We start from the raw sequence: 16,427 nt of genomic DNA on the forward strand, positions 1-16,427 counted from the left end.
GGCAGCGGAGTATGCTGCCAGTCTTCTCTATCTGGCGCTATACTTAACGTAAGGGGTTCGTTGGGGAGGCCACTATGCCTAGTCCACCAAAACGCGCGGCCAAAGGTCATGTTTCAGACCATGGCGCGGCATTAAATAAAGCGCTCAGTCCTGACAAGCGCAAAAAATTCGCTGAGAAAGCAAACCAGGCCTATGAGAAAAGGCACCCAGAAGGTACCAATATAAAAAAGGACATAGCCAAAAACAAGGCACAAAGGGAGACACGTTCCGTCGTTTATAAGCTGGAGCTGGTGTTATTTGTTATCGTAATTGGCGCCATTATCGTACGTGTTGCTTTTATGGATTGAGTGACCAGTCGCGCTTCGAAAGGTGGTCAATGTAAGAGGTTAAGTTGGCATCTCTGATGGTGTCTGTTGGCTCTATGAGCATATCAATGCGTTTGTATCACCCGTACCACGATTGACGCTTCGATGAATTAAAAATGTGAGGGCTACTGGACTTTAGCAGCTCTCACATTCATTTGGGCCATCATATAGCGATATTAACTAACATCGTTACCGGCCCTCACCTACTCGACGAGGCCTCTACTCTTCCAACAATTGATACAAGCGACTGGTTACCCCATTCGTCCAGCCAAACCCTTGCTGCACCGTATACTCACCCCCTCCGGCACGCACACCTGGCTCAACCACATTGTATTTTTCGAGTAAACAGCCTCGCTGTTCAAAGTCACGCTCCAGCATAACTAACCAACGTCTGGCGACACTGATAGCCAGTTTACTATAACCATAATTCAGCATCCCCTTAACAGCAAACCACTGTAAAGGCGCCCAGCCATTTGGACTATCCCACTGCTGTGCCGTGTCAGTGAGAGTAGTCACTAACCCACCCGCTCGAAGAAAATCTTGTTCCAGGCGCTGAACCATAGCTTCAGCCTGGAACTGGCTTGCCAGGCTAAGAAACATAGGCACTACACCGGCCAAAGACATCACCTGACTGCGCGTTTGCAAAGCAATGTGATAATCCATAAACCAACCCTGCTCTTTGTCCCATAAATAGGCCTGGATCAGGCGTTTTCGCTGCTGAACAAGATTCAGGTAATGCGCACTTTGCTGACTATCTCCAAGCGCGGCGTAGCATTCACTGAGCTGCCATTCGAGCTGCTGCAATAAAGCATTTAAGTCAACAGGGATACGTTGTACCGTATTAATGCTGCACAACTGCGCAGGATCATCCAGCCAGCGACTACTGAAATCCCACCCTGACTCACAGGCCGCACGAATATTTCGATAAAAGACTGCACGATGTTCTGGCTCCAGCATGCTGGCAGCCTCAATGTCTTCTTTATAGGACTCAGGACGCGGCTCCGCGCTGTCATCCCAGAAACGGTTCATTACGCCACCACAGGGCATACGTACAACACGCCGGCTTTCAGTCAGCTCATCATTCAGTTTTTCGCTATCCGCCATCCAGAACGCATGTTCTTTTTGCAGTGCATCAGTCACTTTGCTCAACCATGCCTGATCCTGGTGATGCGTCTGCCATAGCAAAGATACCATCAGTGCTGTTACAGGGGGCTGAGAACGGCTGGTGTAATAACTGCGGTTGCCGTTTGGAACGTGGCCAATACGCGTTATCAGGCTCACAAAGTTATCAAGCATATTTGACACTTGTTCAGTGTGACCGGCGTCAAGCAGGCCCAGCGCGGTAAAATAGCTATCCCAGTAATAAATTTCATTAAAACGCCCACCAGGTACAGTATAGCTGGCTGGCAAATCCAACAATGAAGAGGCGTTACCTGTTTGCGGTGCGCGTTCAAGGCGCCCCCAAAGCTGGTTAATGTAGTCTTTGACCGACGTTGCGCTCAGCGTAGCGAGCTCAGGCTGCGGTGCAAATTCAAAGTGCCGGGCTACAAAAGCGGCTAAGTCCTGTGGCGATTCTTGATCGTATAATGCGCAAGCCTGTTGCCAGCTAGTTTTAGGGATCGCATCCGCAAACTGTTTGCTGTCAGAAAAAATGCCCTGCGTTTGCACCGCTTTAAACAAGTTTGATTGTTCAAACTGCATCAACAACTCCTAAAGTGCGCAAGCGCTGGCCTGTGCCTGAGCGCGTCGCTTAAACAAAAATAACGTAATGGCAATGCCGCACATGGGGATCAAAGAGAGGTAAAACGCCTGTTGACCACCAATATATTCAAATACAAACCCTGTGATCAGTGAGCCTGTGGTTCCTCCCAGTGCAGAGAACACGACAATCAGGCCTGTCATAGGTGCGTGCTGTCTCTCATCCAGACTGCTCAACATTACCGAGTTAATCACCGGATAAATCGGCGCCATCATCAGTCCAATCAAAGGCATTAAATAAGCAGCCAACGGCGCATCAAACAGGCTGTTTACTTGTTTAGGTTGCAGGTTTTCAGTCATAGGGAGTGTCAGTAGCACCAGTGCTGCCATGCCAATCAGGCAGGCATTCAGTAAGCTGTACCAGTGAATATGCTTAAGTAACTGACCTGCTAACAGACGACCTATTGCCAGGCTGGCGGCGAAGATACTGGTTAACTGAACCGCAATATCCACTGGCAGATTCAGCACCTGGTTATTGAACGTTGGCAACCAGGTACCTACGCCTTGCTCAATCAGCACATATAAAAATGCAGACAACACAAACACCAGCACCAAAGGCTGATAAGCCAGTTTTAGCATACCGACGAACTCGTCTTTTAGCGGCTGCTCTTCACTGAAGTGTGGCTTTTTCATCGGAGCACTGGCAACCAACAATGCCGTTACCAGCGTTAGTGCGCCCAGCAAATAATAGACATTTAGCCAGGCCAGGGAATCAGCCTGCTCACCAATAAATGCCGCGAAGATCCAATACCCACTCAGCACCCCAACCATAAACAAGCCTTCAATGGTGTTAAGTAAGCTTGAATGCCCCTTCGCATCTTCGGTAACCTGGCCTATGAGGGCGTAAACAGTGACTTTAACGATCGCAAACGCACAACCGACACTGGCAAACAAAGCTTTTAGCGCCCAGAAAGCCCCAAGCATGGGTGTCAGCAGGCACATGACTGCAACCAGGAATAACGCGCCCAGCAACGCCAGCCGATATCCAATACGCGGGATAAACGAGGCAACAAGAAAAGACACGATGGCGATGGGAATGTCTTTAAAACCCTCAAGGCTGGCAGCCTGCGCTTTCGATACAGCAAAGGAATTAATCGCCTGTAATATCACAGTGCCAACACTGTTGAGTAAGATCGCAAACAAAAAGTAGCAGGCCGCCATGGCCAGCACGACTCTGGTGTGCTTCATAAGGATACTCTGTAACCATTCAATAACAGTCAGTCTAGCCGCGACCATTTATTTTTGCAATCGTTTGCAATTTTAAAATTAAAAAATTGTGCGGTTTGTTTACAGAGCCCGGACACGCGTAGCGGCAAATATCACGGCACTAATTCCAACCTTCGCGATGAGACTTAGCTCGATTGACGCACAACCAGTTCCACGTCAAGCTGCGTGGAATCAGGCTTGTCACCTTTCAATTGCGCTAAAAGTTTATCAACCAGTACCTGCCCGGCCAGGCGGGTGTTCTGCTGTATAGAGGTCAGCGATGGCGAGCTAATGTCCGCCATTGCAATATCATCAAATCCCACCATACGAACGTCGTTTGGAATACTGACATAACGCTCTTTGAGCGCCTTCATTGCCCCCAGAGCCACCATATCACTACATGCAAAGATACCATCAAAGCTTAGCCCTTCTCTCAATAAAGTCTGATTGATAATCTCATAGGCGGCCTGGCTGGTGATGTCGATTTTCAATAAAGAAGCGCTTGCCTGTGGCTCTTTACTCACCTGCTCGCAAAAGCCCCGATACCGCTCAGCCAGCTCGGCATGCGCCGGATCACCCATAAACAGCAAGCGACGAGCGCCCTGCTCCAGTAAATGCTGGGTTGCCATGCAACCGGCCAGGTAGTTGTCACTCCCGACAATCGGGTAGTCCCCCTCCGTCTTGGGGTCTCCCCATACCACCAGCGGCGTGCCGGCACTGGCTGCACGTTCAATACGCGCCTGCTGTTTACCCTGGCCAACCACAATCACCCCATCGGCCCGACGACCATCGATAAAATAACCGTGCCAGTCATCACCTGCCATGTAAGAATTAGAGAGCAGTAGTTCATACCCCTGGCGATTAACCGCCAGATTAATATCGCTCACCACTTTGAGCAAAAACGGGTCATCGATGGACTGCTCGGTCTCAGCGTCGAAGTTAATCAGTACCGCTATCACATTGGTTTTTTGCAATCGTAATCGGCTGGCAGCGGCATTCAGACTGAAATTGTGCTTTTTGGCCAGCGCCTGCAGTTTTTTACGGGTTTCTTCCTTGATAAGCGGATTGTTATTCAGTGCACGGGATGCGGTTGACGTAGATACGCCAGCTAATTTTGCCAGATCCGCGAGTTTCATTTTTTTTGACTGCATGTATAACGCACCACCAAAGAACCATTGTAACGAGTTGAATATATTAATTTTAAAGGCAATATCAATGCCCATTAACCGCATTATAGCGCAGCGTTTGCTAACCTGTCTTACCTTTTCTCTTTTTGATTTTTCACTCATCGGTCCAGTTACAGGTTTGCCATCAAGTGCTAAAAAAGTTGCAAACCGGCTATTGCAAACGTTTGCATAACGTTCTATTTTAAAATGACGCCGCGTGCAACCTGAGCGCTGATAAGTTCGAAAGAGCCATTATGAGCACGACAGAGCGGCGCATAACAATAGCAATGAGCACAGCCAAAGCTGTGCAGACACAGACAACACATATGACAACCAAGGGGGCAGTTCCTGTGAACCTAGGCAATAAATACTCTTTAATCGCATCCGCGGTGGCCGCAGCCATGGCCGTATCGGGCGCTGCACAGGCTGAGCAACAAGCCACTAAGCAAGACAAAAAAGTAGAAACCATCATTGTATCCGGTACTCCGGGCGGCGCTGGTATTCGTAAACTGGATGCCAGTTTCGCGGTAACCAACGTAGATGCGATCCAAATTGAACGTTTGGCGCCAAAGAGCACCGCAGATTTACTTAAATCTGTACCTGGTATCTGGGTAGAGAGCTCAGGCGGTGAATCGGGTGCCAACGTTTTTGTCCGGGGTTTTCCGGGCGGCGGAGATGCGCCATTCCTGACCGTTAGCCTGCAAGGTTCACCTATTTACCCTGCTCCCACTTTGTCGTTCCTGGAAAACTCTTCAATTTTCCGTCTAGATGAGACCATTGCCCGTATGGAAGGCCTTCGCGGCGGTCCTAACCCGGTGGTTTCAAACGGTCAACCAGGTTTGACGACCAACTTTCATCTAAAGCGTGGCTCAGAAGAGACCGAAGGCACTGTTAAATATACCACTTCAGATTATGGCTTACAGCGCATCGACGGCGTACTAAGCGGTGAACTGAGCGACGACTTCTATTACATGATTGGTGGCTATGCAAAACGCTCTTCCGGGATCCGCGATGCAGGCTTCACCTCTGAAAAGGGCCACCAGTTCACCATTAACCTGACCAAAGAATTTGATAATGGTGAGTTCAATGTCTATACCCGCCAAACAGACGACACTGGTGCCTGGTACCTGCCAACCCCACTTAATGTAGACGGTGTCGACGCTGGCTTTACGCAATTAGGCACCTTAAATCGTCAGGCCGTGATCCATGTTGCAGGCCAGGATATGGAAGTTGATTTAGGTGAAGGCCGGGGCTGGAAAGGCCATATCTCAGGCGGTAGTCTGAAACTCGAATTACCTAACGGCTGGCAGTTAATTGACCGTTTTAGCCTGACCAACGGTGACGCAAACACCTATGGTTTGGTGCCTGATGGCGCAGCGACAACCCTGGCGAGTGTAGCTGACGATGGCGTCAGTGCAACAGGCTCAGTCACCGGTACAGTTTACGACGGTGATACCATGGTACAAAACTATGGCCGCTGGGTCGTACTCAAAGAAATTGAGGCTTTTACCAATGACTTAGCCATTAGCAAAGAGTTCTCGTCGGTTAACAGTGCCTTTGGTGTTTATACAGCCACTACCTCAGCAAAAGACTGGTGGAGCCTGGGTAATTCCGCCTATCACGTGCTCGCCGCAGGCGGTGAAATGCTCACCGGCATCGAGTGTAATAACAGCGAAGACGGCTGTGGCTTTAATTACGATATCAACAGTACCGGTGATGCAACCACATTGGCGTTTTACACCACACATAGCTATCGCGCAACCGATGCGCTGACCTTAGATCTCGGCCTGCGTAGTGAAAAACACGAAGTAGACTATTCCGTTGATGAAGGCCTGGATGGCACCATCGACAAGTTTGTCACGTACGACGAGCGCAAAACGTCCTGGACTCTGGGTGCCGACTTTAAACTGGATGACCAAAGCGGCGTGTTCGCACGTATGAATAAAGGCTACAAAATGCCTTACTTCGACGATTTCCGCGACAACTATGGCGCTTATCAAGGCGGTGAACGCCTGATCAAAGAAGTAACCCAAGCCGAGATTGGCTACAAATACATGGGTGAAAGCAGCGATTTATTCGCCACACTCTTTGCCAACGAAGTGCAAGGCGATACCTTCGTGCGCAAGCCTGGCGACCCGGCTGAAATCCTGACCAATGAAGCTATGGGTATTGAGGTTGATTATAACTTCAATCATAGCTCTGGTTTTAGCGTCAATATGAATGCCACCTGGCAAAAAACTGAAATCACAGAAAGCCCGGACAATATCGGCAACGAAGCACAACGTCAGCCTGGCTGGCAGGTAAGGGTAACGCCGAGTTACGAGTTTGAACTCGGCGATATGTTTGCCACGGTATACGGCACAATTTCAGCCGTTGACGACCGTTTTGGTAATAATGAGAACACAGTAGTACTGGATGGCTACGAGAAGTTTGATCTGGGCTTCACCCTGGAGCCAACGGAGCAGGTAAAACTGATGGTATCAGTGGATAACCTCACCGATGAACAAGGTATCACCGAAGGCGATCCGCGTAATGCCGACGCCCCCAATGGCCGCTACATTATGCCACGTAGTGTGAAGCTCAGCGTCAGCTACAGTTTCTAACTACACTCCCTGAAAATAAGACAGCCCGGGCACTTTGCTTGGGCTTTTTTATTTTTATCACTAAACTCATTAATACAACAATATGATGATGACTCTTTGCGCCGTTTCACTAACAAATGGGGGAAATATCATGAATATTGAAGACGTCCGTGACGGAGAATGGGTGGAGTATCATAAACACCCGGTCGAAGTACTGAGTGTAGACAGGCAACACAGCATGGTATTAATTTACGATGCGCGCTCGCAAAGCAAAGTTGAAGTACACATTGATGAGCTAAAAGATGACCCGCAGTGTCACTGCGACTCATATTTGTATTTTTAATTCAGAGTATCCAAAACAAGGCCTGCCATACACAGTCTTTGGCAGAGCCTGTTTTCTCGAATCAATGTGAACAGATAGCTAACCACAGCCACCATCTCCGCCACCGCCCTCTGCGCCGACACTAAAACCACTATCACTGTATGTGCTGCCAGCATATACAAGCAATGACTCAAAATTAAACCTAGGCCAGTCGTGAAAACAATGCCTGCCCACATCCGCTCGCAATTCAGCATAGCTCAGACCAGTCTGGAGTGCGTCAAAATCAGCCTGAGAACAAAACATTGCATAAGCATAGGCCTGATTATGGTCATGACTAAAAACCTGACTAAACACTTCAGCGACCTGTTCAACAGAGTAATATTCTTGTCTGGTGTAGGATTCAACCAATCGCACAGGCAGCTGGCGTGCAATAGATTTAACCGAATTTTTCTTTTGCCAGAATGAAAACATCTATGTACTCCTTTGAATGTTCCTATTATGGTCAGAGTATCAGAGAAATATCACGATACCGCGCTCCCGTTACCTGATCCCTGACTCTTAAAACCCAGCATATCGTCAATCATCAGACGTTAAAAGTGCACCAAAGAAATGATACGCATCGCCTGGCCTGGATTTTTTGCAAAGTATGATTACACTTAATAGTCAATGCGTTAGAAAGGATAATCAAAATGAGCGTCAAACGGACCAACAAAGAAATAGCAAAAGATACAGCATGCCTGGCAGGCGAAGCCCTGTTAACTCCCGGTGTCAGCCTGCTGGCCCAGGGCAAAGGCAAACTGGGTCTGGCGCATGTAGGCGCAGGGCTTGCGGCTAAATTAGCACTGGGCCCGGCCGGAATGCTGTTCGTTGCAGCAAACTCCTATTGCTTAAGTAAAACCGGGCAAAGCTTGTTCACCCAGTTTACCACCAAGAAAGGCGCAGGCGACCAAAGTCTGCGAGAAGACGTGTCACAGGCACTGGATAAAGGCCAACCCATTGAACAAGTAATTGAAAGTGTTATTGAAGATGTAGAAGATATCTATCACGAGAAAAAGTCTTCTTAAGTACGGTCCTTTAAATCGTCAGGAAAGAGCAATCAATCATTGGTTTACCCATTACCTCATCGCAGGTGCATTCTTTTGTTCAGAAATTTGTAATTGCCACAATGCAGCATAATCGCCATTTCTTGCCAGTAGCTGCTCATGTGTCCCGGCTTCACTGATCTCTCCCTCTTTAATGTGGTAAATCGTATCAACATACCGAATACTCGATAAACGATGAGCGATAATAATCACAGTACAAGTATGTGATATTAAATCAACAGCCTGCCTTATTGCAGCTTCTGTTTTATTATCAACCGCCGACGTGGCCTCGTCTAAAACCAGTATTGCGGCATTTTTTAACACCGCTCGCGCAATGGAAAGCCGCTGGCGTTGACCACCAGACAACTTGTGTCCTCTTTCGCCTATCTGAGCGTTGAAGCCATCGGGGTGAGCATCAATAAATTCATAAGCTTGCGCTATCTTACAAGCCGCAACGACTTCTTCAAAAGTTGCGGAGGGTCGACCATAAACCAGGTTGTCATAGATGGTGCCGTTAAATAAAAATGGCTCCTGGCTTACCAATGCGATTGACTGCCTCAAACTTTTTAAACTTACCTGCTCTATATTCTTACCATCGATATAAATTTGACCCTGCTGAGCCTGGTAAAAGCCTAATAAAAGCTTGATCAATGTGCTTTTACCCGATCCGGTTGGCCCAACAAACGCCACTTTCTTGTTAGCTTTAACCTCAAAAGAAACCCCTTTAATCACCTTATGCTGCGAATAACCAAAATGTATATCGCTAAATGCTATGCTGCCAACCCCAGCTGTAAGCTGTTGCTGGCCGTCCCGTGAAATCACTTCAGGTGCTATATTCAATACTGCATCCAGACGAGCCGCCGCAGCATGGGCATCTCTGTAAAGAGATTTCCCATATTCCAGCCCGGTCGCAGAATTTAATATGCTAGGGGCAATGCCAATCTGAACCATAAACTCGGTAGTACCGATACCACCACGCAACACGTTCATACAACCATAGACGACCGGCCCCATAATCCCCATAACAAAGATCAACTCGTTCATACTGGAGTAATAGGAGTTTTCCCTATCAAGCCTGACAGTGTGTTCGCTGGCCGCATCTTTAGCACTGCAAAACCGCTCATACTCAATGTGTTCAGCTGTAAAGCTCTTAACTGTAGACAGGCCATTCAGATTATTCGATAGCACTTTCCTGTGGCTGTCTGTCAGATCGCCTGTTTTGTTTGCCTGCTCCCGAATACTTGCCTGATGACGTTTATTCAATCTGGTGATAAATGGTACCGGAAGTAAACAAAGCGCGAAGGCCACCGGAGAGATAGCAAGTATAATCACAGAACTGAACAACATAGTTGTGGCTTTGTCTGTAAATTCAGCCGGTGTGTAATTAAGAAACCGTTTTATAATATCCACATCATGGCTAACTAAATGCTGCAGTTTGTCAGGGCTTTGACTGTCTAAATACGGCATAGGTAAGGACTGTATGTGTGCAAAGACCTGCTCACTCATCTTTTTATCTATTTCATTGGAATACTTGCTCCAATGTTTATTTTTATGATGTGCAGTGATCGACTCAGCACCTTTAGACAGCCCAAATGCACCGGTAAAGAATGCCAGTTGAGCCCCTTGCGATAACCCCAATTTTGTTAGTACTGCAATCGGTGATAGCACACTTGAGATCATCAAACCTGTCATAATGGGCGACAGGATCTTAAAAAATGAGTTGATGGTACTGGCTCTTATTGCCGTGTGCCTCAATGCCCGACATTGCTCATCTTCAATCCGTTGAACTAAGCTGTACAAGTGGTTTTCATTAAGCCTTTGTTTGAATCCAGCCAGCCCTTTGTGACGTGGGGTACTATGACTCTCTGCGCAACCGGTTTGTTTTTGACTGTACTGAAATGCTTGCTTTAGTAGTTTCCGTATTGTTTTCGTTTGCCAACAAGACGGATCAAACAACAATAAAACTCTGCCTGTCAGAGGATTGGCCGTCACTTGCACCATTCCGGCCTGCTTATTCAAATAACTACTCAGATGCTTAGCAAGCAGTGGCTGGTTCAATAGACCCTCAATATGCCAACGCTCGCGCCCGGGCAAGGTTGACCTGGGATAAATGTGATGGTCAGTTAATAGTAAAGTGGTCATATCCATCCAAATTGGGTTGAGTTAAGTTGTATATATACACGTCTCGACGACTGCGAATTCGTCGCTACAAATACTGATTAAGAAAATTAAGATAGTGATTGGATGCTGCAATGAGGTTTGCTCTGCGATTAAACCCGTGCCCTTCATCTTCAAACAACAAATACTCCACTGGCACACCATTGCGCTTCACAGCCTGCACAATTTCATCACTCTCAATCTGTAATACTCTTTGGTCATTTTTTCCCTGTACTACCAACAGAGGACGACAAATTTGCGAAGCATGAAACAAAGGTGACACCTGCTTAAGGCGCTGATGATCCTGGGCAGGATCTCCCATAACATCATAAATTCGCTTGCGAACTCCCCCCATCCAGGGAGGTATACTATTTAAGGTGCGCAACCAATTTGTCACACCAAAGATATTAATCGCCAGTGCAAATATATCCGGCTTGAATGTTAATGCCGCCAGAGCCAGAAAACCGCCATAACTGCAGCCCATAATGCCAATGCGCTGACCATCCACCCAATCAAGATCACCAAGATAGTGTTTGGCATAAAGGCAATCTTCTAAATCAACATCACCGTGTTGCCTGTCTGCCATATGGAAAAAGGTTTTCCCGTAGCCCGTTGACCCCCTATGATTCACAGCCAACACCGCATAACCATTACTCACCAAATGTTGAATCACAGGATCGAATTTTTGCTGTGATTGATCTCCAGGTCCTCCGTGTATCCAGAGCATGGCCGCAACAGGATTATCAGCACTTGCTTCACTGGGACGATACAACAACGCAGGAATAGATAGCCCATCAAAACTGCGATAATGAACGACTTCAGCCCGCACAAGACGTTGCTGAGGCAGCTTAGGGTTTTGCGCCTGAATTAGCCGATTATTGCTCCCACCAATGTGGTGAATATGCAAATTGGCAGGACAAATACAGCTCTCGGTGTAATAACCAATCCGGCTTTCATCGGGCGAAAAACACAACCCAGTTGCGGCGTCTTCCTCGTTTGATAAAAAGTAGGGCTTCTGTGTATTGGTATCTGTAACCTGGAGGCAGGTTTTAGCATCCCGGTTCACTTCACAGATTTGATAACGCCCCGAAGGCGAAAAATAAAATGCGGTCACATCCCAGCCAAGCCGTAGCAATTCGGCGGTTTTTCCCGTCACCAAATCTAACACCCACACATTCTTATGTTCACAATCTAGATCGCTTGTATAGAACACACTTTGGCTATCCGGGGCAAAGCTCATTATCATGTGTCGCGCCTGCATATCGTTTTTACCCACCCAATAACCGGGCTGGTATTCACAACGCTTACCTTTCGATGTGTCTAAGCGATAAAACACTAACTGATTTGCTCTGCTGTTTAATTCTTTTTCACACGCCAGCCACACCCCATCCCGGCTGATATCACAGACGTTAACCTGATCACAATTGGTAAAGACACGCTGGTTTGTATAATCAGCCGCACAATAGCAGTAGACATCATAAACACTGGCGTCTCGCTGGTTGTGCAACAGCCAAAATTGCTCACCGCTGTCATTCCACTGTAAAAAGCTGGCTTTAAGACCGTCACCGGGTGTTAAATCCCGACGCTGCCCGTCTGGTTCATGGACCCAAATATGATCAAGTTCATCTCCACACTGATCCTGGCGGTATAAAAATCGGCTATCCCTGGGGAAATAACTAATGGCAAACGTCGGTTGAGTCGCGAAGTGGGTTAGTTGCTCAATTCTGTTGGCCTCAGTGGCGACCCGATATACATTCGCACAACCAGATTGATCTGAACTCAGCAAAAAGTAACGACCATCATATGAGCAAGATAAGCCAGTTAAAGTGGTGTTTTCATGAAAGTGAGATGCATCGGAGATATCAACGCTCAGCGGGATCATAAGCCAGCCTCCAGGGAAGTCGGGTTACTCAGATGATGACGAGCCAACTGAGTAATCGTCTCTATGCGTCCAATCTCCTTGTTGCATAAGTGCGCCTGTTGACACTTAATTTTAGCCCAGTATTGTGGCTCAATTCCGGCAAGGTATAATTGCGCATAGTCCTCCAGATGCATATTCAAAATCGCATGATTAAAATCATCCCGATGGATCCAGACACTGGTCAAAGCGGCTCTGAAACAGTCATATTCTTTGCGACTTAGATGTGCCTGCTCAGCAATGCTATTCGTCCCATGCAACAGATGACTATTAAACTGTATTGTTGTCCCATTCACATAATCGTACACTTGCCGCTCAAGTGTGTGTTCATCATAACAAACCGATGAATTGCCAATCTGCCTGATATCCCGCAACAGACCGGGAGCACTGCGATAATAATGCGTGTTAGTCTGTGCCAGTCGCTCATAGAGTGTAAAGTGGCTCGGGTTTTCACTATCAACCACAAATAAACCCAAATCACTTGCTGATAAACTCGGCATAGGATCTTTGTGCAGTGCAGTCCAGAGCGTGATCATTCTCGATTGATACCCATTGCTCGCGAAGTAATGAATACCACCATCCTGATGCATATTCTCCAGCCCTATCGTATCTTTGACTCTCAGTTTCCAAAGAGAAAAGTACAATGGGACATAGTGCTGATAAATATGCTCAAAATGCGTTTGATAAAAGCCCTTTGTCAAGTCATACAGTTGGACAAATGCCCCTCCGGTAAAGTCCTGAGACGCTTCAGTATGCGTAAAATCAAATGCACTATCCAATGCACTCACCATATGTTCAAACTCTGACGAGCCACCCTGCTGACTGACATTAATAAAATTATTAAGCATCATTCCATCGAGTCCAGTTGCGCTTTTGCTGCCTGTTCGCAGGTCTCCAGACCTGAAAAGTCGGGGTCAAGAAATAGCTCTCTTCCTTGTCCATCATTCAGTAAACGAGACAAGAAAAAGCCGACGCCAACCGTTCCGGTTGCATAATCTGTGGTGAGTCCGGCCAGTTTATCACCCGGGAACGCAACCCCTTCTCCTGCTGCACACTGATACAAACTCACTCTGTAAGCAATTGAGTTCGCCTCCCTGAGATACTGCGCATCTTTGGTTACCCGATATAAATCCAGAAAGAATGTACCTATGCCGCTCATGCCAACAAAAGCGCCTGGATAGATACAAAACTTGCCTTGGGTTGCCTGTGCAATCTCTTGTGCAAGCGCGAGGTATTTTACCTCCCGAGTTACACTGTAAAAACGTAACAACACACAACCCACACCAACCGAGCCAAACTGCAAGTATGGATAAGTGGTTTTTTCATTGTAGTTTTTGCGCCAGACCAGTTCGTTATTAATTCGCTCTCCTCTGTCAATTTCAAACTGCAGACAACGTGTAGCGAGGCGTAAGTCTTCCTGATTTTGCGTAACCTGGTACAAGCGTAAAAAGAACAGTGCTATACCGGCATTACCATGGAGCAGACCGGAATATGGCTGACCGTCCAGATTTTTGTAATACAAGGTGCCCTGATGCTCGTTTAGCTGATTGGTGATTATCTCTGCAGCCTCTTTTGCACCCTGCAAAAACTCGGGCTGTTGAGTTTTGCTGTAAAATTGTAAGCACGCTAATCCCCAACCTGCCGCACCGTAAAACAAATCACAGGCATCATGACGCAGGTCGTTTTTCAGTACCTGCTTCATTAAAAAGGTCGCATCTGACTGATACCCGCACTCATACATCACCCAGGCAATGCCAGACAGACCCGAGTATAAGCCCGGAGGCATGTTTGCCATATTCAGAGCCATGAGCTCAACAATGGCTTTTTGCATTAAAGGTTCGGCTACGATATTTGTGTACTTTCTGAGATAGTAAAAAATCCCAAACTGGCCATAAGATACGCTATAGGGGTGGCTGTTCAAGGCCCGATAGTCGACAGGAAAAGTGCTTTCTCCAACTGGGTTATCTATAAAATGGGCCAGGCCATCGGCCATCTTTTTCAATAATTGCTTACACTCGCCCTCATCCAGATTCAGACTTTTTCGTTCAAATAAGCCTGTCTGAGCGGCTGGCACCGTTAATTGCCCCAACGCAGTGGCTATCACTTGTTTCACTTTGTCAACTTGCGCAGCCTGTAGCAGCATAGCAACCTCTGACATGCACTCAGGTAAACCATGGCTTTTAACCAACGCGCTTAAATATGTGTTCTTGATCGCCGGGTTTAAGGCAAAAAGTGGACACACCGGATGCAACAAATGAACACACAATGCACTCACAGCTTGCCAGTCCTCATCCACGGTGGGTTTTCTGCGTTTGTTTTTATCGTATTCGGAAAAACCACGACTGGTTATCCTGGCGTAAAATTGTTCGTTAAGTTGATCATATGCCCCCTCCAAGTCAATCAACTTAACCTCTAACGTCTCTGGGTGTATCAGGATATTTTGCGGCGCAATATCACCAATGATAACGCCTGTCTGGTGAACCAGCTCAACCGCTTTGATAATATTAGCTAATAATAAGAAATAGCGCTGGCAGAGCTGTAGCGCCTGCTCACCTTGATCATTTATCAAAATGTTGTGATTTTCCCAATCTCTATAATTGAGGGTTTCAAAGGGGATATGTTCCAGCACTAAAAACTGATGCTGCCACTCTTTGAACACCTCGACGACTTTAGGCGTCACACCTGTGTGTTCAAGTCGTCGCAAAATATGGGCTTCGTGGTTCAAGCCGGAAATTGCGTCGTGCTCATTTAATAGGCTGCGATTAATATGAGGACGCGCCTCTTTTATAACGACTGTCAAACCAGACTTTTTGTCCCTGGCAAGATATACCCCACCTTTGCTGGAGTGACTCGCTAACGCATCGACGACTTCATAGCGTTGATTAAGCAACTCAGATTCTGATTCATCTTCAGGACAAGGAAATGGATCCGTTATCCCTTCGGGCAGACGGAAATAAGGTAAACGAAGATCAGTCTCTCCTGTCAACTCATTAATGACAACAGGTTTCGAAGCACCAGTCACATCGCATTCTTTATTACCAGTAAAGGTGCCATAGCGATAGAACACACAGCGGCTCTCTTTATAGGCACGATCGCTTAAGATATAAGGTCCATAGTACGCTTCCGTCACAGTGAAAAGCGCCTCTATAACGGCCTCAAACTCAACTTGACTGGCTGGATAGGCAGTTAAAAACTTACCGGATGACACCTTATTACAAGCTTGTGAATTAAAGAAATCCTGGACATGGGCATCAACCAAAAATTTAAATGCCACGCCAAACTCGGCCAGAACAGGAAGAATATTCTCGAGTGCCTCTGGGGTAAGGCTGGATATCAATGAAATATGGATCTTAAATCCGTGCCTGGGTAGTTCAACTGAATGAGGTTTAGCAACATACCAGGCCTCTCTTCGCCTGATTTCCCAGCTATCTCCTAATATTCCTTCAGCGATACTAAGGTAACTTTTATCTTTGACTTCATAAGACTGCACCTTAGTAAAGAACTTTGATTGACCAAATAAAAAGTGCGGCAGGTCGCTTACAGATATCCGCTTATCTATTGCATCACCCATATTCTTCCTTAAATAAAAAATCGATAAAAATAAATACCATGGCTATGGAATTAAAAAACCAAACCACACCAGACGTACAACAAAGCTTCTTCAGAAGCCTTGCTGTACATAATAGAGCAAAGCAACCAATATTAAACGCAGCTTATAAAGCAAAGTAATACATTAGAAACTGCGCTCAGACTTGGTTGGCTTTTATCTAATAGCAGAACTTACCAAACACTGATTTGTGAAGGGTGACAAGTACCTGCATCTGCATTGATTTTCTGAAGTTCGATTACTTTTTTCATGATTACATTCCTT

The 16,427-nt window shown here is 46.7% G+C and carries 12 protein-coding genes; 4 read left to right on the forward strand and 8 right to left on the reverse strand.

All coding sequences use genetic code 11. The annotated features are described in order from the left end of the window. Nucleotides 1-74 precede the first annotated feature (74 nt). Nucleotides 75-347 carry a hypothetical protein gene (locus MHN31_RS00965; protein ID WP_138537958.1) on the forward strand — a complete coding sequence of 91 codons (273 nt, stop codon included), beginning with the start codon at nt 75-77 and terminating at the stop codon, nt 345-347. Between the two features lie 237 nt (nt 348-584). Here MHN31_RS00965 and MHN31_RS00970 read toward each other — a convergent pair whose 3' ends face one another. The 3 genes from MHN31_RS00970 to MHN31_RS00980 all read right to left on the reverse strand — a co-directional run bounded on the left by MHN31_RS00970 (nt 585) and on the right by MHN31_RS00980 (nt 4,480). Beyond that, the gene (locus MHN31_RS00970) at nt 585-2,066 is read right to left on the reverse strand and encodes an alpha,alpha-trehalase (protein ID WP_239443193.1); all 1,482 of its coding nucleotides are present in this window, start codon (nt 2,064-2,066) and stop codon (nt 585-587) included. 9 nt (nt 2,067-2,075) lie between these two features. Continuing rightward, nucleotides 2,076-3,311, reverse strand: coding sequence for an MFS transporter (locus MHN31_RS00975; protein ID WP_125557225.1), 1,236 nt, complete (start codon nt 3,309-3,311; stop codon nt 2,076-2,078). Between the two features lie 164 nt (nt 3,312-3,475). Continuing rightward, nucleotides 3,476-4,480 (reverse strand): substrate-binding domain-containing protein, encoded by a 1,005-nt coding sequence (locus MHN31_RS00980; RefSeq protein ID WP_125557227.1) that lies wholly within the window; start codon nt 4,478-4,480, stop codon nt 3,476-3,478. Nucleotides 4,481-4,821: 341 nt separating this feature from the next. Here MHN31_RS00980 and MHN31_RS00985 point away from each other — a divergent pair, with 341 nt between their 5' ends. Next, the gene (locus MHN31_RS00985; protein WP_194867219.1) at nt 4,822-7,098 is read left to right on the forward strand and encodes a TonB-dependent receptor; all 2,277 of its coding nucleotides are present in this window, start codon (nt 4,822-4,824) and stop codon (nt 7,096-7,098) included. A gap of 130 nt (nt 7,099-7,228) precedes the next feature. Beyond that, on the forward strand, nt 7,229-7,420 hold the full coding sequence (locus MHN31_RS00990; RefSeq protein ID WP_125557229.1) for a hypothetical protein: 192 nt from the start codon (nt 7,229-7,231) through the stop codon (nt 7,418-7,420). Nucleotides 7,421-7,498: 78 nt separating this feature from the next. Here MHN31_RS00990 and MHN31_RS00995 read toward each other — a convergent pair whose 3' ends face one another. Continuing rightward, entirely contained in the window at nt 7,499-7,870 is a 372-nt protein-coding gene (locus tag MHN31_RS00995; protein ID WP_125557231.1) for a DUF6559 family protein, read from the reverse strand. Nucleotides 7,871-8,088: 218 nt separating this feature from the next. On the opposite strand from MHN31_RS00995, the gene MHN31_RS01000 reads away from it, so the two are divergent. Beyond that, nucleotides 8,089-8,463, forward strand: a complete 375-nt coding sequence (locus tag MHN31_RS01000; RefSeq protein ID WP_125557233.1) for a DUF6072 family protein — start codon at nt 8,089-8,091, stop codon at nt 8,461-8,463. A gap of 51 nt (nt 8,464-8,514) precedes the next feature. Here the strand turns inward: MHN31_RS01000 and MHN31_RS01005 are convergent, their stop codons facing one another. From MHN31_RS01005 to lanKC, 4 genes are all read right to left on the reverse strand, one after another. Beyond that, nucleotides 8,515-10,623, reverse strand: coding sequence for an ABC transporter ATP-binding protein/permease (locus MHN31_RS01005; protein WP_239443194.1), 2,109 nt, complete (start codon nt 10,621-10,623; stop codon nt 8,515-8,517). A 64-nt stretch (nt 10,624-10,687) separates the two neighbouring features. Next, a complete protein-coding gene (locus tag MHN31_RS01010) occupies nt 10,688-12,520 on the reverse strand; it encodes an alpha/beta fold hydrolase (RefSeq protein ID WP_239443195.1) in 1,833 nt (610 codons plus the stop codon). After that, nucleotides 12,517-13,407, reverse strand: coding sequence for a hypothetical protein (locus MHN31_RS01015; protein ID WP_239443196.1), 891 nt, complete (start codon nt 13,405-13,407; stop codon nt 12,517-12,519). The genes MHN31_RS01010 and MHN31_RS01015 overlap by 4 nt, the downstream gene beginning before the upstream one ends. After that, entirely contained in the window at nt 13,404-16,127 is a 2,724-nt protein-coding gene (lanKC, locus tag MHN31_RS01020) for a class III lanthionine synthetase LanKC (protein ID WP_239443197.1), read from the reverse strand. The genes MHN31_RS01015 and lanKC overlap by 4 nt, the downstream gene beginning before the upstream one ends. Nucleotides 16,128-16,427 lie beyond the last annotated feature (300 nt).

Source organism: Pseudoalteromonas sp. McH1-42 (assembly GCF_022347845.1).
Taxonomy (GTDB): domain Bacteria; phylum Pseudomonadota; class Gammaproteobacteria; order Enterobacterales; family Alteromonadaceae; genus Pseudoalteromonas; species Pseudoalteromonas rubra_D.